Here is a 21,234-nt window from a genome sequence, read left to right as displayed (position 1 = left end):
GGGATCCATTGGCCTTGCAGATGGCTGAAGAGTGGGGCGCTGAATACGGCGAGCGCCTGACGCTGGTGCGCGATACCTTTTCCAACATGGATGACCATGCCGAGGGCGTGGATGGCGTGGTGCTTGATCTGGGTGTCTCCTCGATGCAGTTGGATCAGGCCGAGCGTGGCTTTTCCTTCATGAAAGACGGCCCGCTGGATATGCGGATGAGCCAGGAGGGCCCAACGGCCGCCGATCTGGTGAATGACACGCCCGAGGATGAGCTGGCCGACATTCTGTTTCTTTACGGCGAAGAGCGCGCCAGCCGCCGGATTGCCCGCGCCATTGGTCGGGCGCGTACCGAGGCGCGCATTGAGACCACACTGCAACTGGCGGATATCATTGAAAAATGCCTGCCGCGCTCCAAGCCGGGGCAGGCCCATGCCGCGACTCGTAGTTTTCAGGCGATCCGCATTGCCGTGAACGATGAATACGGCGAATTGCTGGCCGGTCTTGAGGCCGCCGAACGGGCTTTGAGGCCCGGCGGGCAATTGGCCGTGGTCACCTTCCATTCCATCGAGGACCGCATGGTCAAACGTTTTCTGACCGCGCGCTCGGGCGGCGGCGGGGGCGGCAGCCGCCACGCCCCGCAGATCGAAAAGCCCGATCCGCAGTTTACGCTGAAATCGAAAAAGGCGATCGGCCCGGATGCCGAGGAACTGGCCGAAAATCCACGCGCGCGCAGTGCCAAACTGCGCGTGGCCACCCGGACCAGTGCCGCGCCCGGCACCTCCGACCGCAAAGCCATGGGCATGCCGCTTCTCAAGGGGGACAGATAATGCGCAGCCTGTTTTACATCCTTTCCGCGATGATGGTCATTGGCCTTGCCTTCTGGGCCTATCGCGAAAACTACGAAACCCAAGAGGCACAAGCCGAGGCCGAGCAGCTTCAGCGTGAAATTTCCCGCGCCCGCCAAAGGCTTCGGGTGCTCAACGCCGAATGGGCCTATCTCAATCGGCCTGATCGGTTGCGTGATCTGGCGGATTTGAACTTTGACAAGCTGGGCCTTCTGCCGCTGCAGCCTTATCAATTCGGCCGGATTGACCAGGTGGCTTTCCCCGAGGATGACAAGCTGCCGATATTGAACCCCGTGGATGTCTCGAACATGGATGAGGAGGCCGCGCAATGATCCGCACGCCGCTGCGCCCGCTGGCGCGTATCCTTGAGGCCCGTGCCAAGGGCGAAAACCCCGACGCCATCGAGCGCGAGAATATCCGCATCCGACACGAAGAGATGCGCGACCGCGCCCGCAAGCGCGCCGAGGGGCGGCTGTTGGTGCTGGGTGTGATGTTCACCTGTGCCTTCATCGTGATCGGCGGACGCATGGGCGTTCTGGCCCATTCCGAGCCATCCGAGCCGCGCACCTCCGTTGCGGGCGCGCAAATTCTGGCACAGCGCGCCGATATCGTGGACCGCAAGGGGCGCATTCTGGCCACCAATTTCGAAACCCACAGCCTTTACGCCCAACCGCCGCAGATGATCGAACCCGAACGCGCGGCGGAGGAACTGGCCAAAATCTTCCCTGATCTGGAGGAAGAACGCCTTCTCAAGGACTTCACCGGCAAGCGTAAGTTCTTGTGGGTCAAGAAAAAACTCAGCCCTGAGCAGAAGCAGGCGGTGCATGACATCGGTGAGCCGGGGCTTTTGTTTGGCCCACGCGAGATGCGGCTTTACCCCAATGGAAAGCTGGCCGCCCATGTTTTGGGCGGGGCCAGCTTTGGCCGCGAAGGCGTGCATGCCGCCGAGGTGATCGGCGTGGCGGGGATCGAGAAATACTTTGACGAGCGTCTGCGTGACCCGGCGCTTGGCCATAAGCCGCTTGAACTGTCATTGGATCTCTCGGTGCAGGCCGCGACCGAGCGTGTGTTGCATGGCGGTATGAGCCTGATGAACGCCAAGGGCGCGGCGGCGATCCTCATGGACGTCAAATCGGGCGAGGTAATTTCGATCGCGTCGCTGCCTGATTTCGACCCCAACGACCGGCCCCGCCCGCCGACGGAGGGCAACCCCGGTGACAGCCCGCTGTTCAACCGCGCGGTGCAGGGGGTGTATGAGCTTGGTTCGACCTTCAAGATTTTCGCGGTGGCGCAGGCGATGGAACTTGGCCTGATCAACCCCGACACGATGATCGACACCAAAGGCCCGCTGCGTTGGGGCAAGCACCGGATTCGCGACTTCCGCAACTACGGGTCCGAGCTTTCGGCGACCAAGGTGATCGTCAAATCCTCGAACATCGGCACGGCCCGTATCGCCCAGATGATCGGCGTCGAGCGCCAAAAGCAATTCCTTGAAAGCCTTGGGTTTTTCGAGCCCACCCCGCTTGAGATCGTCGAATCCGAGGGCGGTAAGCCCCTGCTGCCGCCCAAGTGGTCCGAGCTTTCGACCATGACCATCTCCTACGGTCACGGCCTCTCGACCAGTCCCCTGCATCTGGCGGCGGGCTATGCCACCTTGGCCAATGGTGGCAACCGGGTGGTTCCCACGCTGCTGAAACAAGAAGGTCCGGCCACCGGCCCGCGTGTCCTGTCTCGGGCAAGCGCGCAAAAGTCCCTGACCATGCTGCGCAAGGTTGTCACCGAAGGAACCGCCAGCTTTGGCGATGTGCCGGGCTATGCTGTGGGCGGCAAGACCGGCACGGCCGACAAGCCCAAGGAACGTGGCGGTGGCTATTACGAGGACAAGGTGATCGCCACCTTCGCCACCGTCTTCCCGGCACATGACCCCAAGTATGTCTTGGTGGTCACCTTGGACGAACCCGTGGAAACCAGCGGAGACGAGCCGCGCCGCACCGCAGGCTGGACGGCTGTCCCCGTGGCCGCCGAAATCATTCGTCGGGTGGCACCGCTTCTGGGCCTGCGCCCCGAGATTGAACCCGGCGAACTGGCTGATATAACGCTCACGTCGAATTGAGCCACTCAGGCGGGGTGTGATGGTGGGGCAGGTGAAATCACTGGCGGAACTGGGCCTGACGGCCCAAGGCGGGCGACAGGCCCAAGTGACCGGCTTGGCCGTGGACAGCCGCGAGGTGAAGGACGGCTATCTTTTCGCCGCCTTGCCCGGAAGCCGCGTGCATGGCGGCGAGTTCACCCAATACGCCCTGCGCATGGGCGCAGGGGCCGTCCTGACCGATGCCAAGGGTGCGCAGATCGCCGCCGAGTTCCTCAGCCTCAGCGATGCTGCCCTGATCGTCGCCGAAGACCCGCGTCAGACCTTGGCCTTTGCGGCGGCGCTTTGGTTCGGCGCGCAGCCCGAGGTCATGGTGGCGGTGACCGGCACCAACGGCAAAACATCCGTTAGCAGTTTTTGCCGCCAAATCTGGAGCGAGATGGGGTTTGACGCGATCAACCTTGGCACCACCGGCGTCGAAGGCGCCTTCCAGGCTCCGCTGGCCCATACCACGCCCGATCCCATCACGTTGCACCGGGTTTTAGCGGCGGCCGAGGCCGAGGGCGTCACCCACGCCGCCATGGAGGCTTCCAGCCATGGCTTGGATCAAGGCCGCCTTGACGGGGTGCGCATTCAGGCCGCCGGGTTCACCAATTTTTCCCAAGATCACCTGGACTATCACGAGAGTTTCGAGGCCTATTTCAACGCCAAAGCGGGCCTATTTGACCGTGTGCTGCCCGAGGACGGCGTGGCGGTTCTCAATATGGATGACCCCGCCGTGGCCCGGGTGGCCGAGATTGCCCGCGCCCGGGGCCAAGACATGATTGCCGTGGGGCGCAAACCGGGGTGCGACTTGCAATTGCAGGCACAGCGGTTCGAGGCGACGGGCCAAGAGTTGCGCTTTGACTGGAAGGGGCAGGTGCAACAGGTGCGCCTGCCGCTCATCGGTGGATTTCAGGCCGAGAACGTGCTTTTGGCGGCCGGTCTGGTGATTGCGGCGGGGGCCGATGCGCAGGAGGTCTTCGAGACCCTGCCGCGTATGCGCACCGTCAAGGGCCGGATGCAACTGGCCGCCACCCGCTCTAACGGGGCAGCGGTGTTTGTCGATTACGCTCATACGCCCGATGCCGTGGCCACGGCGCTGTCGGCGCTGCGCCCGCATGTCATGGGGCGGCTTGTGGCCATCGTCGGCGCAGGAGGCGACCGTGACACCGCCAAGCGCCCCTTGATGGGCCGCGCGGCGGCGGAAAATGCCGATCTGGTGATCGTCACCGACGACAACCCGCGCAGCGAAGACCCGGGCACGATCCGCGCCGCCGTGATGCAGGGCATTGCCGGGGCGGGCGGGATCGATACAGCCACCGAGGTGGGCGACCGCGCCGAGGCGATCCTGCGCGGCGTCGATTTGCTGGGGCCCGGGGATGCCCTTCTGATTTGCGGCAAGGGACACGAGACCGGGCAGATCGTCGGCGACGATGTTTTTCCCTTTGACGATAGCGAACAGGCCAGCGTGGCGGTTTCTGCGCTGGACGGGGGGCTGGCATGATGCTTTGGACCTCTGAAGACGCCGCCAAGGCCACGGGCGGGCATGCGACGCGCGATTGGCAGGCCTCTGGCGTGTCGATCGACACCCGCACAATTCAACCGGGCGATCTTTTCGTGGCCCTGAAAGCCGCCCGCGACGGCCATGATTTCGTGGCGCAAGCGCTTGAAAAGGGGGCCGTCGCCGCCTTGGTCAGCCATATCCCCGAAGGTGTATCCGAGGACGCGCCGCTCTTGATCGTCGATGACGTGCTGAAAGGGCTTGAGGCCATGGGCACCGCCGCCCGCGCCCGCACGCAGGCCCGCATCGCCGCCATCACCGGCTCGGTCGGGAAAACCTCGACCAAGGAAATGCTACGCGATGTGCTCTCCCAGCAGGGCCGCACCCATGCCGCCGAGGCTAGTTACAACAACCATTGGGGCGTGCCGCTCACTCTGGCGCGGATGCCCGTGGACACGGAATTCGCCGTGATCGAGATCGGCATGAACCATCCCGGCGAAATTGCACCGCTGGCGCGCATGGCGCGGCCCCATGTGGCGATGATCACCACCGTCGCCGCCGCCCATCTTGAGGCTTTCGAGAATCTCAACGGTATCGCGATTGAGAAATCGGCGATTTTCGAGGGGCTGGAAGAGGGCGGCACCTGCATCTTCAACGGCGATTTGGATAGCCACCTTCTGCGCACCATTGAAGGCGCGGCATGGGCCAGCGGCGGGCCGGTGGCGCGCTTTGGCGCTTGCGAGGACTGCCAATACCGCCTGCTCGATGTGCGCCTGACCGATGAGACCACCGTGGTGCAGTCCGAGCTTCCGGGCGGGCCGCAACTGTTCAAGATTTCCACGCCGGGGCGGCATTTCGCCATGAACGGCCTGGCCGTGCTGGCCGCGGTCGAGGCGCTGGGCGGTGATCCGGTACGCGCGGCGATGGACCTTGCCCGTTGGCAGCCGCCTTCAGGGCGCGGCACCCGCGAGGTGATCGCGCTGGATCATGACGACGAGGACCTGACATTCGACCTGATCGACGATGCTTTCAACGCCAACCCCACCTCCATGGCGGCTTCACTGGAAGTGCTTGCCGCCGCCACCCCGCGCAACGGGGTGGGGCGTATCTCAAAGGGGCGGCGCGTGGCGGTCTTGGGCGACATGCTGGAACTGGGTGAGGATGAACTGTCGCTCCATGCGGGCCTTTCCGATTTACCAGATATGGCGGCCCTGGATGTCGTGCATTGCGTCGGCCCCCGAATGACCGCGCTTTATGAGGCTTTGCCCGAACCCCGGCGCGGAGAACATGTGGACACCGCCGAGGCTTTGGCGGATAAGGCGCACCGGCTTGTTGACGCGGGCGATGTGGTGCTTGTCAAAGGCTCTAAAGGCAGCCGAGTCAGCCTCGTGGTCGATGCCCTGCGCCGGGTGGGCCGCGATCTGGCCCAAGACAAAAGGAACACGTAATGCTTTACTGGCTTACCGCACTCTCGGATGGTGGCGATTTTTTCAACCTTTTCCGCTACATCACCTTTCGTGCGGGCGGGGCCTTCATGACGGCGCTGTTCTTCGGCTTCATCTTCGGCCCGCCGCTGATCAACGTGCTGCGCAAGCGCCAGGGCAAGGGGCAGCCAATCCGCGATGATGGCCCCGAAACCCATTTCGCGAAATCCGGCACCCCCACCATGGGCGGGCTCTTGATCGTGGGCGCGCTCATGACCTCCACGCTGTTCTGGGCGCGGCTCGATAATGGCTTTGTCTGGATGGTGCTTTTTGTAACCCTCGCCTTCGGGCTCATCGGATTTGCCGATGACTATGCCAAGGTGTCCAAGGGCAATGTCGCCGGGGTCTCGGGCAAGATGCGCCTTGCGATCGGATTTGCCATCGCGGGCGTCGCCGCCTATTGGGCCATGCACCTGCACACCCTGAACGACATCGACCTTGCCGCGCGGGTCGAGGATTATGACCCGCTCTCGGGCCGCCTTGCCTTCCCGGTCTTCAAGGACACGCTGGTGAATCTTGGCTGGTTCTTCATACCCTTCGCGATGTTCGTGGTGGTGGGCGCGGCCAATGCGGTGAACCTCACTGATGGGTTGGATGGTCTGGCGATCATGCCGGTGATGATCGCCGCCGGCGCGCTTGGCATCATCGCCTACGCGGTGGGCCGGGTCGACTTTACCGATTATCTGGATGTGCACTACGTGCCCGGCACGGGCGAGATACTGATATTCGTGGCAGGGCTTGCCGGGGGCGGGCTTGGCTTTTTGTGGTACAATGCTCCGCCTGCCGCCGTCTTCATGGGCGACACGGGCTCGCTCGCGCTTGGCGGGGCCTTGGGCGCCATCGCCGTGGCCACCAAGCACGAGATCGTCCTTGGCATCGTCGGTGGGCTTTTCGTGGTCGAGGCGCTTTCGGTCATCATTCAGGTGCTTTACTTCAAGCGCACCGGCAAGCGTGTGTTTCTGATGGCCCCGATCCACCACCACTATGAGAAAAAGGGCTGGGCCGAGCCGCAAATCGTCATCCGCTTCTGGATCATCGCGCTGATCCTCGCGCTGATCGGGCTGGCGACACTGAAGGTGCGGTAGGTCGCTGATTGCTGCCGAAACCTTGTCGGGACGTGGCTGTCTCAGGTTTGTACAAAACTCACGTACGTTTTGTACAAGTATACACCGTACGCCCTGTTCATCCGCACCCCGCAGCGCCCCGGCACCGACGTGATACCGACACGATACCGACGGGTTGCAGACAGGCCAAAAACGCCGAAGACCCTTGTTAACAAAGGGCATGGGGGCAAACGCCTCACCCTTGGCCTGCCCGTCCTTCATCCTTCGTTAACCCATCTTGCAAGGGCGGGCGGCTCGGGGCAGGGTGCGCTATGATGAAAGATGGGGGCAGGGCATGATTCCAGTACGGGGTTTCGAGGGTGCGAAGGTTGCGGTGTTGGGCTTGGGGCGGTCAGGCCTATCTGCGGCGCGCGCCCTGCGGGCTGGCGGCGCGCATGTTCTGGCATGGGACGACAACCCGGCCGCGCAGGAAGTGGCCAATGAAGAAGGCTTTGAAGTCAAGAACTTGTCCCGTGAGAATGCTTTTGATGACGTGGCCAGCCTGATCGTCTCGCCGGGCATCCCGCATCTCTATCCCGCCCCCAACAAGGTTGTCGGTGCGGCCCTGCGGGCGGGTGTTCCGGTGGACAATGATATCGGGCTCTTTTTCCGGTCGCTCTCTGGCGGCGAATGGGCCAATTTCGAGCAACCGCCCAAGGTGATCGCGGTCACGGGAAGCAATGGAAAATCAACAACGTCCGCGTTGATTCACCACGTACTCGAAGACGTCGGCCGCGACGTGCAACTGGCCGGAAATATCGGCCGGGGCGTGCTGGATATCGACCCGCCGAACGACGGCGGTGTGGTGGTTCTGGAACTGAGCAGCTACCAAACCGAACTCGCCCGCGCCCTGACACCAGATATCGCCGTCTTTACCAATCTCACTCCCGATCATTTGGACCGGCACGCCGGTCTGGGCGGCTATTTCGCCGCCAAGCGCAGGCTTTTCGCCGAAGGAGGGCCGGACCGTGCTGTCGTCGGCGTGGACGAGAACGAGGGCCTGTTTCTGGCCGGGCAACTGGCCGAAGGGCGCAGTGATGACCGGGTCATTCGTGTTTCGGCCAAGGGCAAGCTGTCTGGACCGGGCTGGAGCGTTTTCGCCCGCAAGGGGTTCTTGTCCGAATATCGTAAAGGCAAGCAAGCGGGTTCCATAGACCTGCGTGAAATCAAAGGCTTACCCGGCACGCATAATCATCAAAACGCCTGCGCAGCCTATGCGGCCTGCCGGACACTTGGCCTTGCGCCCAAGGTGATTGAGCGGGCGTTTCACAGTTTCGCGGGCTTGCCACATCGTAGTCAGAGGATCGCCGAGGTTGGCGGCGTGGCCTATGTCAACGACAGCAAGGCGACCAATGTGGATTCAGCCCTGAAAGCGCTTTTGGCTTTCGACAAGATCCGCTGGATTTGTGGCGGACTTGAGAAGGATGGCGGCTTGGCCGGGCTGGCCCCGGGGTTGGCGCATGTGGTGAAGGCCTATGTTATCGGGCGCGAGGCGGCGCAATTTTCCCTTGAATTGGAAGGGGTTGAGGCCGAAGTCTGCACCACGATGGAAGTCGCGGTGGCCCGCGCGGTGCGAGAGGCCGAGCCCGGGGACACCGTGCTTTTGGCCCCCGCTGCCGCGAGTTTCGATCAGTACGACAGTTTCGAAAAGCGGGGCGAGGATTTCATTGCACAGGTGAAACGGCATTTGTCCAAATAAGGTTTTTGGGGCTCTGCCCCATCGCCCTATGGGCGATTCCCCGGGATATTTGTAAACAGAAGAAGGCGTTAAGAGGATGCGCGGATCGCAGTGCCCGCCGCCCAGCCCGAAGACCAAGCCCATTGGAAGTTGTAGCCCCCAAGCCAACCAGTGACATCCACGGCCTCGCCAATGGCATAGAGGCCGGGCAGGGTTTTGGACATCATGGTTTTGGACGACAGGCCATCGGTGTCGATACCGCCAAGCGTGACTTCGGCGGTGCGGTAGCCTTCGGAGCCTGTGGGCTTGAGCCTCCAGTGGCGCAAATGGTCGGTGATTTCGGTCAGGCGCGCGTCGGATTGATCAGCAAGATTTCCTGTAAGGTCAATCTCTTGCGCCAAGTGGTCTACCAGACGGCTGGGAAGGTGTTGGGCCAGTTCGGTGGTGAGATAGCGACGGCCTTGGGTTTGGCGTTGCGCTTTGAGTGCGTCGAAGAGTTGACCTTCCGGGGCAAGGTCGATCTCGATCTCCTCGCCCTCGCGCCAGTAGGATGAGATTTGCAGGATCGCGGGGCCAGAAAGGCCGCGGTGAGTGAAAAGCACCGCTTCGTCAAAGCCTGTGCGCGCGTTCGAAACATGCGCGGCGGCGGCGGTTCCGGAGAGCGACGAAAAGCGCTTGTCAGAAAAGGTGAGCGGCACGAGCGCGGGGCGGGTTTCGGTGACCCTATGGCCGAATTGCTGAGCCAGATCATAGGCAAGCCCTGAGGCCCCCATTTTTGGGATGGATTTGCCCCCTGTGGCCAAGACAAGGTTTCTTGCGGTGACCGTTTTTCGCGTTCCTGCGTGATCCAACGTGGCTGTGAAATGCGTGCCGTCATGGTTCACCTCGGCAACCGAGCAATGCAGCCAGAGGTCAGCCCCGACTTGCGTCATCTCGGCGCGCATCATCTCGATGATCTGGGTGGATTTTCCATCGCAGAAAAGCTGTCCAAGGGTCTTTTCGTGATAGGCGATGCCGTGGCGGGCGATGAGGTCGATGAAATCCCATTGCGTGTAGCGCGACAGGGCGGATTTGTGGAAATGCGGGTTTTGGCCAAGGAAATTGCCGGGCTCAGTGTAAAGATTGGTGAAATTGCAGCGCCCGCCGCCGGAGATCCGGATTTTCTCGCCCGCGCGCTTGGCGTGGTCGATCAACAGTGTGCCGGGGCCGGCGTGGGCTGCGCACATCATGCCGGCGGCGCCGGCGCCAAGGATGAGGGTGCTGATCTGCATGGATCAGGCGATGCCCCAAGCGGGCGGGCGCGTCAAGCAGGCTTAGCCCGAACAGCTTGCCCCACCCAAAACGCAGAACTTGGCGCAATGGGGGTGATTTAGCGCCACGTCGCGTTCAGCTTCGGCCAGGGTTTCGCCCAGTTCGAATTCGGGCGCATAGGGCAGAAGGGTGCAGGCCAGAACGGCAGGTTTTTCCGCCCCCTTGCGTTTGACCACCATGCGGGACGAGGCGCACATCACGCTATCGGGAGACTTGCCGAGGATGTCCCAGCACTGGGTCGTGATCTCGGGGACTTCGGCGCTTTCGTCCATTTCCGGGAAGAGGACTGTTTCGGCGGGGTTGAAGGCATCGATATCAAACCCATGGGTGGCGAACAGGTTGGCATATCCCTGACGGCCCGTAGCCTCGTCTTCGCCCCAGACGGTGCGTCCGGCAACGGCCATGCGGATGCCCGCATCGCGCAACCATTGCATGCCTTCAATCGTGCGCGCGAACGCGCCCTTGCCGCGTTCCGTGTCATGATTTGTCTCGGACCAGTGGTCGACGGAAATCCGAAGGGTCAGCTGATCGCCATACTCCGCGACCAGAGCGCGCAGGCCATCCTGAACGCGGCGACGCATCATCGGGCGCATGGCGTTGGTGAGGATCAAAACCTCGTATCCGCGCGACAAGGCCGCGCGGGTCATGCCGATCATCTCAGGGTTCATGAAGGGTTCCCCGCCGGTAAAGCCGATTTCCCGAATGGGCCAGCCACGGTCTTCGACTTGATCGAGATAGGCGTCAATCTCGGCCTCGGTCATATAGACGAGCGCATCGTTGGTGGGGGAGCTTTCGATATAACAATTGGCACAGGTGATGTTGCACAACGTGCCGGTATTGAACCACAAGGTCTCGGGCTTGGAGAGCGGCACAGAGGCTCTGGTGTTACCGTCTGCGGTGACCAATGGGTTCTGAAATTTGCCAGTATTGGCAGCGATATCCTTCATGGGGGTCCTTGCGCATTTAGATGTGTCTAACCGGTAGCCCGGTTGTGGCCCGAAAGAAAGGTTTGCGGCTGGCTTTGACACCATTGTGAACGTGTCGTGTCATGCTAGACTTGCCGATAATGCGAGGCCTGCCTTGGGCGTCGGGCACAGGAGCAGGAGTTTTCACCATGGTATCGCGCGTCATTCCGGTTGATCCGTTTGACCTTGTGATTTTTGGCGGGACAGGGGATCTGGCTCGCCGGAAGATATTACCGGGACTGTTTAGGCGTTTTCGATCCGGACAAATGGACAAGGACTCGCGTGTTATCGGCGCGGCGCGCAGCGATATGGATGTTGCGGAATACAGGGATATGGTGCGCTCGGCGATCCATGAGTTCGACCCGGTCTCGGCACGTGACGAGGATACGCTCGATACGTTTCTCGGACGCTTGGGATATGTCGTTGTAGATGCCTTGGGCGAGACCGGCTGGAAGGAACTGGCGCGGGAGGTTGCGTCAGATCGCATTTGCGCTTTCTATTTCTCGGTCGGGCCACGGCTTTTTGGCGATTTGGCTGAGCGTTTGCAAAAATACGGGATGGCTGACCACGATAGCCGCATCGTCGTGGAGAAACCTTTTGGTCGTGACTTGGAGACCGCCAAGGCGCTCAACGCCACCTTGGCGCAACACTTCCATGAGCATCAGATTTACCGGATCGACCATTATCTTGGAAAGGAAACCGTTCAAAACCTGATGGCGATCCGCTTTGGCAACACCCTGTTCGAGCCGCTTTGGAACAGTCAATACGTGGACCACATCCAGATCACCGTGGCCGAAAGCGTCGGCGTCGGCGGGCGGGGCGATTACTATGATCGTGCCGGCGCGATGCGCGACATGATGCAAAACCACATGATGCAGCTGTTATGCCTCATCGCCATGGAACCCCCTGCCAAGTTCGAGCCCGACCCGGTGCGTGACGAAAAGCTCAAGGTGATCCGCGCGCTTGATCCTGTAGAGCCGGCCGACCTGGTACGGGGACAATACGAGGCAAGTGCCGATGCCCCGGGTTATCGTGAGCAGGTGGAGAATCACGACAGCAGAACGGAAAGCTTCGTCGCCCTCAAAGCGCACATCAGCAATTGGCGATGGGCCGGCACGCCCTTCTACCTGCGAACTGGCAAGCGCCTCAAAGCCCGTGCGAGCGAAATCGCAGTTGTATTCAAGGATGCGCCGCATTCGATATTCGGGGCCGAGGCAGGGCGACACGCCAATATCTTGACGATCCGCCTGCAACCCAACGAGGGCATTGAACTGGGCGTCACGATCAAGGAGCCGGGGCCGGGAGGGATGCGCCTGATCGACGTTCCGCTGGACATGACCTTTGCCGAGGCTTTGGGGCCGGACGATGCGGACTTCCCGGATGCCTATGAACGCCTTATCATGGATGTTATTCGAGGGAACCAGACGCTTTTCATGCGTGATGACGAGGTCGAGGAAGCCTGGGCCTGGACAGATCCGATCATCGCGGAGTGGGAGGCAAGATCCGAACCGCCCATCGCCTATGCCTCGGGCTCATCGGGGCCGGATGAAGCGCTTGCGCTGATCCATCGTGATGGACGGCACTGGCGGGAGATAAAGCCATGAACCTGATTGAATACGCAGATGATGAAATGCTGGCCATCGACCTTGCCAATGCTTTGGCGGGGGAGTTGAGGGCCACCTTGAACCATGAAGATCGGGCGCTTTTCGTTGTGCCGGGCGGGTCCAGCCCGGGGCCGGTTTTTGACGATCTTTGTGAGGCCGACCTGGATTGGAGCCGGGTGGATGTGATGCTCAGTGATGAACGTTGGGTGCCGGAAGTTCATGTGCGCTCGAACACCCGGATGATCCGTGAGCGGCTTTTGGTGGGGCGGGCTGCGAAGGCGAACTACCTGCCGCTTTATGCGCGTGCAGAGGCGCCGGAAGCGGTGCTGGCAGAGCTTGAATCCTACATCATTCCGCGCTTGCCGATCGCCGTTCTTTTGTTGGGCATGGGAGAGGATATGCACACCGCCTCGCTGTTTCCCGGGGCTGACAATCTTGAGGTTGCACTGGGTCGCCGCGCGCCGGTCTTGGTGCCGATGCGTGCGCCGGGCGCGCCCGAGCCGCGGGTCACCCTATCGGCGCGAGTCTTGAATGATGCAATGTCCAAGCATCTGATTTTAATGGGTTCCTCCAAAAGGGCCGCCTTGGACCGGGCGCAAAGCCTGCCCGTGCACGAGGCCCCCGTCAGGGCGGTCTTGGACGACATGAACGTGCACTATTGCAAGTAATAGAAGGTATCTTAATGATCGATCGGATCCGTGAATTGGCCGAGGCCGCCAGTGACGATATCGCGGCTTTCTTCACCGAGGATGCCGGGCGGGCGGAGGCGTTCTCGATCCGGTTCGATGGGATGCTCTTTGATTATTCCAAGACTCACATCAGCAGCGAGGCGCGTGACGCCTTACTGGATTGGGCCGAGGCAAGCCGCGTTGCAACGCGCCGGGACGCGATGTTTGCAGGTCAGGCCATCAACGAAACCGAGGGGCGCGCAGTGCTGCATACTGCCTTGAGAAATCTTGGCGGCGCGCCTGTCTTGGTGGATGGGCGCGATGTGATGCCGGAGGTCCTCGAAACCTTGGCGCGGATGGAACGGTTCTGCGAGGATGTAAGGCAAGGCTTTGTGCAGGGTCAGGGCGGCACGATCACCGATGTCGTCAATATCGGTATTGGCGGCTCGCATCTGGGGCCTGAGATGGCCGCGCTTGCGCTGTCGCCCTATCAGGACGGGCCGCGTTGTCATTTTGTGTCCAACGTGGATGGGGCTGATATTTCTGATTGCCTTCAGGGGCTTAACCCCGAAACGACCTTGGTGATCGTGGCCTCGAAAAGCTTCACGACCGTCGAGACCATGACCAATGCCGAAACCGCCCGGGCGTGGATGGCGGGCGTGGTCAAAGACCCCGGTCAGCAGTTCGTGGCCCTCTCGACGGCGGACGACAAGGTGGCCGCGTTCGGTATCGCGCCCGAGCGGGTCTTCGGCTTCGAGGACTGGGTCGGCGGGCGCTATTCGGTGTGGGGGCCGATTGGTCTGTCGCTGATGATCGCCGTGGGGCCGGAACGGTTTCGCGAGATGCTGGAGGGGGCGGCTTCCATGGATCGCCACTTTCAAGAAGCCCCTCTGGCCAAGAATATGCCTGTGCTTTTGGCGCTTGTGGGGCTCTGGCATCATCAGGGCCGCGGCTACCCAACGCGCGCAGTTTTGCCTTATGATCAAAGGCTTAGCCGTTTACCGGCCTATTTTCAGCAATTGGAAATGGAAAGCAATGGCAAGCGGGTCAGCATGGCTGGTGAGCCGCTGACCATGCCCTCCGGCCCGGTGGTTTGGGGGGAGCCGGGGACCAATGGTCAGCACGCCTTTTACCAATTGATACACCAAGGCACCCAAGTTGTGCCTTGCGAATTCATGGTAGCCGCGCAAGGGCACGAACCCGAGCTTGCGCATCATCACCGACTGTTGGTGGCCAATTGCCTTGCGCAATCCGAGGCCCTGATGCGTGGCCGGGGCATCGAGGAAGCACGCGCATTGATGGCGGAAAAAGGCTTTAACGGCAAGGAGTTAGAGCGACAAGCGGCGCATCGCGCCTTCCCCGGAAACCGGCCCTCGACCACCTTGGTCTATGACAAGCTGACGCCGCGCCGCTTGGGCCAGATCGTGGCGCTTTATGAACATCGGGTCTTCGTCGAAGGGGTGATGCTGGGCATCAATTCCTTCGATCAATGGGGCGTCGAACTGGGCAAGGTCTTGGCCAAGGAAATCGAACCGGTGCTTGAAAGCGGTGACACCACGGGCAAGGACGCATCCACCGCGCAGTTGGTGGATTTCATCCGGGCGAATCGCACCTAACCCTTTGGTTAACAAGGAAAACCCCGGACTGCATCTCGTCGGTATAACGTCGGTATCGCGTCGGTATTTTTTTCCTCACACCGGCAGGTTAACAGGGCGCACGGTGAGAGTTGTACGTTTTGTACGGGAGTTTCGTACGTGTCGCGCGGCGCGCTCATCAGCCCTGACGGGCTTTTTCGCGTATCAAAGGGCGATATCTTTTTCTTGGCAAAAATACCCTGGGGTGAGGCCGAAGGCCGAGGGGCAACGCCCCTTCTGGCCCCGGGTCATGGATCATGCCCTTGGCGGGCAGTCAAAATCGCTGGCGTCCAGGCCGCGCACCGGGTCGTCCGGGTTACACTCTTCGCCCGAGAGCGGATAGTGTTCCTCATCGGCGCAGGCGGTGAGCAATAGGAATGATACAGCAAAAATCAGACGTGCCATGTTCAGCCTCCTTATCGGTCAGGCCCGAACCATGGCATGGTCGCTTCCGGTAGATCTTGACGAATGTCAAAAGAGCCCGGCCCCATCGACAGAGGCACGCCACTGGGATTGTGGTGTGCGTATGAGGCCGGGCGAACCTGCGCAGACCCACTGGGTAGGACGGGGGCAACACTTCTGCGCAGGCGTTCATGGTGCGGCTTACTTGGGCAACAGGACCTTGTTGACCACGTGGATGACGCCATTGGATTGATCGACATCTGCGATCGTCACCCGCGCGGCGTTGCCGGATTCGTCAAAGATGTAGACGTTGCCGCCTTTGACTTGCGCCGAGAGGGCATCGCCCGACACGGCGTTGAAGTGGTAAAAGCCATCGGGGCTGTTGTTGGCCTGTGTTGCAATGGCTGCCGCCGACCAATCCCCGGCGACCACATGCGCGGTCAGTACCTTTTGCAGCATGGCCTTGTTCTCCGGCTTGAGCAGGGTGTCGACGGTGCCATCGGGCAGGGCGCCGAAGGCTGCGTTGACCGGGGCAAAGACGGTGAAGGGGCCTTCGGAATTCAGGGTCTCGACCAGACCGGCGGCCTTGACGGCGGCGACTAGCGTGGTGTGATCCTCGGAATTCACGGCATTCTCGACGATGGTCTTGTTTTCGAACATCGGCGCGCCGCCCACCATGGGGTTTTCGGCCAGCGCGGCGGTTGAGCCGATGGCCGTTGCGGCGACGAAGGCGAGGGAAAGTTTCAGTGTCATTATCATATCTCCTGGTTTTCGTGCCCGTATGAGCGGGCTGGTGTGACAGACACGCAGATCGGTTCGGGAAAGTTTCAGGCCGGGTGATGATTTTTTGCATCAAGGCTATGCGCCCGCCGAGCGCGGGCGAGACCCCGCCGGTTTTCGGAATGTCGGAAATTCTCTTGGAACAACCCCGCCCGGGTTCTCGTTTTGCGCCTGTGACCCAAGTTCTGACGCGGTCGCTTCGGGCCGATCCTGGCCGTGGCGACGCAGAAAGGAGAAACGATGAAACCTTGGATGCTTCTTGCCGCTGGCTTGTCTGTTCTGACACTGGGGGCTTGTGAGAACATGTCCTCTGAAGCGCGCACCGTGGCCGGGGCGGCCGGCGGTGCTGCCGCAGGTCTGATCACTGCCGATGCTTTGGGGGCCGATGATGATTGGCGTCTGATTTCCGCCCTTGGTGGCGCGGCGGCCGGGACTGTCGTGGCGCAGAACCAGAACAACAACACCTGTGCCTATGCCCGAGGCGATGGCACATATTACCGCGCGCCTTGCCCAAGCTAAGGCGTGAGTGAAACGCAAACGGGGCGCACCGATGATGCGCCCCGTTTCTTTTGGTTAGTCCCGCAAAATCGAGCGGCCCGCGTATTGGGCGGTTTCGCCGAGCACTTCTTCAATGCGGATCAATTGGTTGTATTTGGCCAGCCGGTCCGAGCGCGCCAGCGACCCGGTTTTGATTTGTCCGCAGTTGGTGGCCACCGCGAGATCGGCGATGGTGGCATCCTCGGTTTCGCCCGAGCGGTGCGACATGACATTGGTCATGCGTGCGCGGTGGGCCATGTCGACGGCTTTCAGCGTTTCGGTGAGCGAGCCGATTTGGTTTACCTTGACCAGCATGGAGTTGCCCGCGCCCTTGGCGATGCCATCGGCCAGACGGGCGGGGTTGGTGACGAACAAATCGTCGCCCACCAGTTGCACCTTGTCGCCAATCGCGTCGGTCAGGAGTTTCCAGCCGTCCCAGTCATCCTCGGCCATGCCGTCTTCGATCGAGATGATCGGGTAGTCGGTCACAAGCGCCTTGAGGTAGTCGACATTTTCCTCGGAGGTGAGCGATTTGCCTTCGCCCGAGAGTTCGTATTTGCCGCCCTTGTAATATTCGGTCGAGGCGCAATCGAGGGCGAGGTAGATGTCTTCGCCCGGTTTGTAGCCTGCCTTTTCGATGGATTTCAGGATGAAATCGAGCGCTTCACGGGTGGAGGAGAGGTTCGGTGCGAAGCCGCCTTCGTCGCCGATGCCGGTGGACAGGCCCGCGGCGGAGAGTTCTTTTTTCAGGGTGTGGAAGACTTCGGCCCCCATGCGCACGGCCTCGCGGATGTTTTCCGCGCTGACCGGCATGATCATGAATTCCTGAATGTCGATGGGGTTGTCGGCGTGTTCGCCGCCGTTGATGATATTCATCATCGGCACCGGCAGGACACGGGCCGAGGTGCCGCCCACGTAGCGGAACAGCGGCTGGGTGGTGAAATCGGCGGCGGCCTTGGCCACGGCGAGGCTGACGCCGAGGATGGCGTTGGCCCCAAGGCGGCCCTTGTTGGGGGTGCCGTCAAGTTCGATCATCGCTTGGTCGATGCTGACCTGTTCGGTGGCGTCCATGCCCACCAGTTCCTCGGCAATCTCACCGTTGACGGCGGCCACGGCCTCGAGCACGCCTTTGCCCAAGTAGCGCGATTTGTCGCCGTCGCGACGTTCCACGGCCTCATGCGCGCCGGTGGAGGCACCGGAAGGCACGGCGGCGCGGCCCATGGTGCCGTCTTCGAGGATCACGTCCACCTCGACTGTGGGGTTGCCCCGGCTGTCAAGGATTTCGCGGGCGTGGATGTCGATAATGATGCTCATGGGTGTCGTCCTCGGACTTGGAAAAGGTTGCGGGTGCCATAGCAAGTCTGGCGGGGAATGCAACTGTGACTGATAGCGCTAACGGCGCTTATTTTGCGGGGCTAGCGCTAACAGGTCAGGCGCGGCGGCGCAGGCGGCGTTCGCGGAACAGGGTGTAAAGCCCCGAGGCGATGATGATCGCCGCGCCCAGAAGGGTGAGGCCATCGGGCTGTTCGTCAAAGACCAGCACCGCGATGATCAGTGCAAAGATCAGGCGGGTGTAACGGAAGGGGGTGACGAAGCTCACTTCGCCCACGCGCATGGCGGCGACGATGGCGTAATAGGCGGCCACCCCGATGAGCAGCGCGAAGGCGATGTCGCGCCAGTTGGCGGGGGAGGGGGCGACCGGATCGCCTGTTACCCAGAGGATGACAATCCCAGCGGGCACCACGGTGGCAAAGCCGTAGGACGACAGTTGCAGCGATGTCACCGTGCGCGGCACGGCGCGGGTGGCCAGGTCGCGCAGGGCAAGGCCAAAGACCGCCTGCACGGCGAAAAGCGAGGCAGGTTCGAACCCCTCCAATCCGGGACGGATCACCATAAGAACGCCAGCAAAACCAACGAGGATCGCGCTCCAGCGGCGCCAGCCGACGTCTTCCCCCAAAAACAGCGCCGCCCCAAGCGTCACTGCCAAAGGCGTGGCTTGCAGGATGGCCGAGGCCGAGGCGAGGGGCGTCAGCGCGATGGCAGTGACGAATCCCAATGTTCCGACCAACTCCCCCAGATTGCGCAGCAGCACGGGGCCGGTGATCAGGTCGCGCGAGAACAACCGATGCCCGCGCGACAGCGCGCCAAGCGCAAAGATCGCAGCCCCGCCGGTACCCAGAAAGATCAGGATCTGACCGACGGGCAAATCCCCGGCGAGGCGCTTGATGAACATGTCCTCAAGCGCGAAACCGGCCATGGCCAGCACCATCAGGGCGCTTCCGCGCAGGTTTTCCATGGGCGTCCTTTCAGAAGGGCCGATAGCCCCTTCTTCTGTTCAGAAATATCCCGGGGGTCGTCATTGTCGCGCCATTGGTCCGAGAGACAATGGCGACGGGGCTGGCCCCCGGATCTGGCCAAGGCTTACTTCTTGAGCGGCACGCCGTAAAGCTCCAGCCGGTGACCAATGAGCTTGTACCCCAGTTTCTTGGCGATCTTTTCCTGAAGTGCCTCGATCTCGGGGTCGACGAATTCGATGACTTCGCCCGAGTTCATGTCGATCAGGTGGTCGTGGTGGTCGCGCTCGGCGTCTTCATAACGCGCGCGCCCGTCGCCGAATTCCAGTTTTTCCAGAATTCCGGCCTCTTCAAAGAGTTTCACCGTGCGATAGACCGTGGCGATGGAAATCTTGGGGTCGCGGGCGGAGGCGCGGGTGTAAAGTTCTTCGACGTCGGGGTGATCGTCAGATTCTTGCAGGACCGATGCAATTGTCCGGCGTTGGCCTGTCATGCGCAGGCCCTTGGCCTCGCAGCGGTCGGTGATCGTGTCGGACATATCGGCCCCCATGGTCGTCGTCGGGCTGTTGGATAGCTTCATCGGAAAAATGAATCCACCCGTTTTGCCACCAATGCTTGACTTTGTGCCGGCAAAGGCGCATTTGCCCTTTAACCGATAGCTCCGGCCGCGTGAGCCGTGCGGGTTTGCCCCGCCACATGAGATATCGAGGAGAGTTCCCAAAATCACGCGTGGGTCCGAACCGTTTGACGGCTGCTTGGCATGAGGCCGGGCAGGTGCGTCAGGCGACACCACGATGAGGCCACCCGGGGTTCGGGGGCCGTATACGGTATGGGCGTGGCCCTGCCGGGAAGGACATGATTTGTCACTATTTAAAGAAATGGGGCTGCCTGGCCCGCTGGTCAAAGCACTGGAAAAGACAGGTATCACCGAGCCTACGCCGATTCAGGCGCGGGCGATTCCGCATGCCCTCAATGGGTTTGACGTGATGGGCCTGGCGCAGACCGGCACCGGCAAGACGGCCGCTTTTGGCCTGCCGTTGGTGGCGCAACTGATGGAGCATCGCGGCAAACCCGCGCCCAAGACCGTGCGCAGCCTGATACTGGCCCCCACGCGGGAATTGGCGGGACAGATCCGCGACACGCTGATCGGCTTCGTCAAGGACACGCCGATGAAGGTTGGCCTGGTCGTTGGCGGGTCGTCAATTGGGGCGCAGATCAAGCGGCTTGAGAAGGGCACCGATATTCTGGTGGCCACACCGGGGCGTCTGCTGGACCTTTTGGACCGACGCGCGCTGACGCTTGAGGAGACGCGCTTTCTGGTGCTCGACGAGGCTGACCAGATGCTGGACCTCGGGTTCATTCACGCGCTGCGCAAGATCGCCGGGCTGTTGCCCGAGGAGCGGCAGACCATGCTGTTTTCGGCCACCATGGCCAAGCAGATGGACGAGATTGCCAGCAGCTACCTGAACAAGCCCAAGCGCGTGCAGGTCAGCCCCCCGGGCAAGACCGCAGACAAGGTCACGCAGGCGGTTCACTTTATTGCCAAGGCGGAAAAGCCCAATTTGCTGGTTGAGCTGCTGGATGGCCATCGCGACGAGTTGGCGCTGGTTTTCGCACGCACCAAGCATGGCTCGGACAAGCTGGCCAAGAAGCTGGCGCAGGCGGGCTATGCGGTGGATGCGATCCACGGCAACAAGAGCCAAGGCCAGCGACAGCGCGCGCTCAATGCCTTCCGTGCCGGTGAGGTCCGGGTACTGGTGGCCACGGATGTGGCCGCGCGGGGCTTGGATATTCCCGATGTGAAGCATGTCTATAACTTCGACTTGCCGAACGTGCCGGAAAACTATGTGCACCGGATTGGCCGGACTGCGCGGGCCGGCAAGGACGGCGCCGCGATTGCCTTTTGCGCGCCGGACGAGATGGGCGAGTTGAAGGACATCCAGAAGGTCATGAAGCTGGAGATTCCCGTGGCCTCGGGCCGCGCGTGGGAAGAATTGCCGGACCCCAATGCCAAGCCCAAGGGCCGTGGCCGGGGCGGGCGTCCGGGCGGCAAGCCCGGTGGCCCGGGCGGCAAGCCTGCCTCGACCAACCGTCGCCGCCGCTCGCGTCGGAGTGGGCCGAAGAAGGCCGCCTAAAATAAGGGATTTGGGTGCCTGAGGGCGTTCGTATCCCCCTCTAAACGCCTTGCCTTTGGCCTGTCAGATCGGGCCGGGGCGAGGCGTTTTTGCCTGTGGGCGATGCCCTAAATGCCATGCCCGCCCCATATTTCTGCCCAAATCGCCCGTTAATTTGCTTCGGACGACAGA

The 21,234-nt window shown here is 61.8% G+C and carries 19 protein-coding genes; 12 read left to right on the top strand and 7 right to left on the bottom strand.

Annotation, left to right across the window (positions count from 1 at the left end):
- The 7 genes from rsmH to murD all read left to right on the top strand — a co-directional run.
- On the top strand, positions 1–818 hold an 818-nt coding region (gene rsmH, locus QZ498_RS11335; RefSeq protein WP_294622302.1), incomplete at its 5' end, for a 16S rRNA (cytosine(1402)-N(4))-methyltransferase RsmH.
- Complete coding sequence (locus QZ498_RS11330; RefSeq protein ID WP_294622300.1) at positions 818–1,168, top strand: cell division protein FtsL; 351 nt, start codon at positions 818–820, stop codon at positions 1,166–1,168. The genes rsmH and QZ498_RS11330, both read left to right, overlap by 1 nt.
- A complete protein-coding gene (locus QZ498_RS11325) occupies positions 1,165–2,949 on the top strand; it encodes a penicillin-binding protein 2 (protein WP_294622298.1) in 1,785 nt (594 codons plus the stop codon). Before QZ498_RS11330 ends, QZ498_RS11325 begins: the two co-directional genes overlap by 4 nt.
- 19 nt (positions 2,950–2,968) lie before the next feature.
- Positions 2,969–4,471, top strand: a complete 1,503-nt coding sequence (locus QZ498_RS11320) for a UDP-N-acetylmuramoyl-L-alanyl-D-glutamate--2,6-diaminopimelate ligase (protein WP_294622296.1) — start codon at positions 2,969–2,971, stop codon at positions 4,469–4,471.
- A complete protein-coding gene (murF, locus tag QZ498_RS11315; RefSeq protein ID WP_294622294.1) occupies positions 4,468–5,916 on the top strand; it encodes a UDP-N-acetylmuramoyl-tripeptide--D-alanyl-D-alanine ligase in 1,449 nt (482 codons plus the stop codon). Before QZ498_RS11320 ends, murF begins: the two co-directional genes overlap by 4 nt.
- The gene (mraY, locus tag QZ498_RS11310) at positions 5,916–7,037 is read left to right on the top strand and encodes a phospho-N-acetylmuramoyl-pentapeptide-transferase (protein ID WP_294622292.1); all 1,122 of its coding nucleotides are present in this window, start codon (positions 5,916–5,918) and stop codon (positions 7,035–7,037) included. The genes murF and mraY overlap by 1 nt, the downstream gene beginning before the upstream one ends.
- A 283-nt stretch (positions 7,038–7,320) precedes the next feature.
- Positions 7,321–8,754: a UDP-N-acetylmuramoyl-L-alanine--D-glutamate ligase gene (gene murD, locus QZ498_RS11305; RefSeq protein ID WP_294622289.1), complete on the top strand. Its 1,434-nt coding sequence runs from the start codon at positions 7,321–7,323 to the stop codon at positions 8,752–8,754.
- 68 nt (positions 8,755–8,822) lie between these two features.
- Here murD and QZ498_RS11300 read toward each other — a convergent pair whose 3' ends face one another.
- Positions 8,823–10,004: an NAD(P)/FAD-dependent oxidoreductase gene (locus QZ498_RS11300; protein ID WP_294622287.1), complete on the bottom strand. Its 1,182-nt coding sequence runs from the start codon at positions 10,002–10,004 to the stop codon at positions 8,823–8,825.
- Positions 10,005–10,046: 42 nt separating this feature from the next.
- Complete coding sequence (locus QZ498_RS11295; protein ID WP_294622285.1) at positions 10,047–10,991, bottom strand: radical SAM protein; 945 nt, start codon at positions 10,989–10,991, stop codon at positions 10,047–10,049.
- Positions 10,992–11,158: 167 nt separating this feature from the next.
- Here QZ498_RS11295 and zwf point away from each other — a divergent pair, with 167 nt between their 5' ends.
- Genes zwf through pgi form a run of 3 tightly spaced genes read left to right on the top strand, consistent with a single transcriptional unit; the run spans position 11,159 to position 14,897 of the window.
- Positions 11,159–12,613: a glucose-6-phosphate dehydrogenase gene (gene zwf, locus QZ498_RS11290; RefSeq protein ID WP_294622283.1), complete on the top strand. Its 1,455-nt coding sequence runs from the start codon at positions 11,159–11,161 to the stop codon at positions 12,611–12,613.
- A complete protein-coding gene (pgl, locus tag QZ498_RS11285; RefSeq protein WP_294622281.1) occupies positions 12,610–13,281 on the top strand; it encodes a 6-phosphogluconolactonase in 672 nt (223 codons plus the stop codon). The genes zwf and pgl overlap by 4 nt, the downstream gene beginning before the upstream one ends.
- A gap of 14 nt (positions 13,282–13,295) precedes the next feature.
- Entirely contained in the window at positions 13,296–14,897 is a 1,602-nt protein-coding gene (pgi, locus tag QZ498_RS11280) for a glucose-6-phosphate isomerase (RefSeq protein WP_294622279.1), read from the top strand.
- Between the two features lie 273 nt (positions 14,898–15,170).
- Here the strand turns inward: pgi and QZ498_RS11275 are convergent, their stop codons facing one another.
- A complete protein-coding gene (locus tag QZ498_RS11275; RefSeq protein ID WP_294622277.1) occupies positions 15,171–15,320 on the bottom strand; it encodes a hypothetical protein in 150 nt (49 codons plus the stop codon).
- A 198-nt stretch (positions 15,321–15,518) separates the two neighbouring features.
- Positions 15,519–16,070 (bottom strand): fasciclin domain-containing protein, encoded by a 552-nt coding sequence (locus QZ498_RS11270; RefSeq protein ID WP_294622275.1) that lies wholly within the window; start codon positions 16,068–16,070, stop codon positions 15,519–15,521.
- Between the two features lie 267 nt (positions 16,071–16,337).
- On the opposite strand from QZ498_RS11270, the gene QZ498_RS11265 reads away from it, so the two are divergent.
- Entirely contained in the window at positions 16,338–16,616 is a 279-nt protein-coding gene (locus tag QZ498_RS11265; protein WP_294622273.1) for a glycine zipper 2TM domain-containing protein, read from the top strand.
- 54 nt (positions 16,617–16,670) lie between these two features.
- Here the strand turns inward: QZ498_RS11265 and eno are convergent, their stop codons facing one another.
- The 3 genes from eno to QZ498_RS11250 form a co-directional block, all read right to left on the bottom strand.
- The gene (eno, locus tag QZ498_RS11260) at positions 16,671–17,948 is read right to left on the bottom strand and encodes a phosphopyruvate hydratase (protein ID WP_294622271.1); all 1,278 of its coding nucleotides are present in this window, start codon (positions 17,946–17,948) and stop codon (positions 16,671–16,673) included.
- Between the two features lie 115 nt (positions 17,949–18,063).
- Positions 18,064–18,930 (bottom strand): DMT family transporter, encoded by an 867-nt coding sequence (locus tag QZ498_RS11255; protein ID WP_294622269.1) that lies wholly within the window; start codon positions 18,928–18,930, stop codon positions 18,064–18,066.
- Between the two features lie 125 nt (positions 18,931–19,055).
- Positions 19,056–19,466 carry a Fur family transcriptional regulator gene (locus QZ498_RS11250; RefSeq protein ID WP_294622307.1) on the bottom strand — a complete coding sequence of 137 codons (411 nt, stop codon included), beginning with the start codon at positions 19,464–19,466 and terminating at the stop codon, positions 19,056–19,058.
- A gap of 322 nt (positions 19,467–19,788) precedes the next feature.
- Between QZ498_RS11250 and QZ498_RS11245 the strand changes: the two genes are divergently transcribed.
- Positions 19,789–21,063, top strand: a complete 1,275-nt coding sequence (locus tag QZ498_RS11245) for a DEAD/DEAH box helicase (protein WP_294622267.1) — start codon at positions 19,789–19,791, stop codon at positions 21,061–21,063.
- Positions 21,064–21,234 lie beyond the last annotated feature (171 nt).

The organism is uncultured Roseovarius sp. (assembly GCF_913057115.1).
Lineage (GTDB): Bacteria > Pseudomonadota > Alphaproteobacteria > Rhodobacterales > Rhodobacteraceae > Roseovarius.
The sequence above is the reverse complement of the archived record's forward strand: the minus strand, read 5'-3'. Positions and strand labels throughout refer to the sequence as shown.

Coding starts and splice junctions, on each gene's coding strand:
- QZ498_RS11330 (WP_294622300.1), top strand. CDS start 818: ATGCGCAGCCTGTTTTACATCCTTTCCGCGATGATGGTCATTGGCCTT.
- QZ498_RS11325 (WP_294622298.1), top strand. CDS start 1,165: ATGATCCGCACGCCGCTGCGCCCGCTGGCGCGTATCCTTGAGGCCCGT.
- QZ498_RS11320 (WP_294622296.1), top strand. CDS start 2,969: ATGGTGGGGCAGGTGAAATCACTGGCGGAACTGGGCCTGACGGCCCAA.
- murF (WP_294622294.1), top strand. CDS start 4,468: ATGATGCTTTGGACCTCTGAAGACGCCGCCAAGGCCACGGGCGGGCAT.
- mraY (WP_294622292.1), top strand. CDS start 5,916: ATGCTTTACTGGCTTACCGCACTCTCGGATGGTGGCGATTTTTTCAAC.
- QZ498_RS11300 (WP_294622287.1), bottom strand. CDS start 10,004: ATGCAGATCAGCACCCTCATCCTTGGCGCCGGCGCCGCCGGCATGATG.
- QZ498_RS11295 (WP_294622285.1), bottom strand. CDS start 10,991: ATGAAGGATATCGCTGCCAATACTGGCAAATTTCAGAACCCATTGGTC.
- zwf (WP_294622283.1), top strand. CDS start 11,159: ATGGTATCGCGCGTCATTCCGGTTGATCCGTTTGACCTTGTGATTTTT.
- pgl (WP_294622281.1), top strand. CDS start 12,610: ATGAACCTGATTGAATACGCAGATGATGAAATGCTGGCCATCGACCTT.
- pgi (WP_294622279.1), top strand. CDS start 13,296: ATGATCGATCGGATCCGTGAATTGGCCGAGGCCGCCAGTGACGATATC.
- QZ498_RS11275 (WP_294622277.1), bottom strand. CDS start 15,320: ATGGCACGTCTGATTTTTGCTGTATCATTCCTATTGCTCACCGCCTGC.
- QZ498_RS11270 (WP_294622275.1), bottom strand. CDS start 16,070: ATGACACTGAAACTTTCCCTCGCCTTCGTCGCCGCAACGGCCATCGGC.
- QZ498_RS11265 (WP_294622273.1), top strand. CDS start 16,338: ATGAAACCTTGGATGCTTCTTGCCGCTGGCTTGTCTGTTCTGACACTG.
- eno (WP_294622271.1), bottom strand. CDS start 17,948: ATGAGCATCATTATCGACATCCACGCCCGCGAAATCCTTGACAGCCGG.
- QZ498_RS11255 (WP_294622269.1), bottom strand. CDS start 18,930: ATGGAAAACCTGCGCGGAAGCGCCCTGATGGTGCTGGCCATGGCCGGT.
- QZ498_RS11250 (WP_294622307.1), bottom strand. CDS start 19,466: ATGTCCGACACGATCACCGACCGCTGCGAGGCCAAGGGCCTGCGCATG.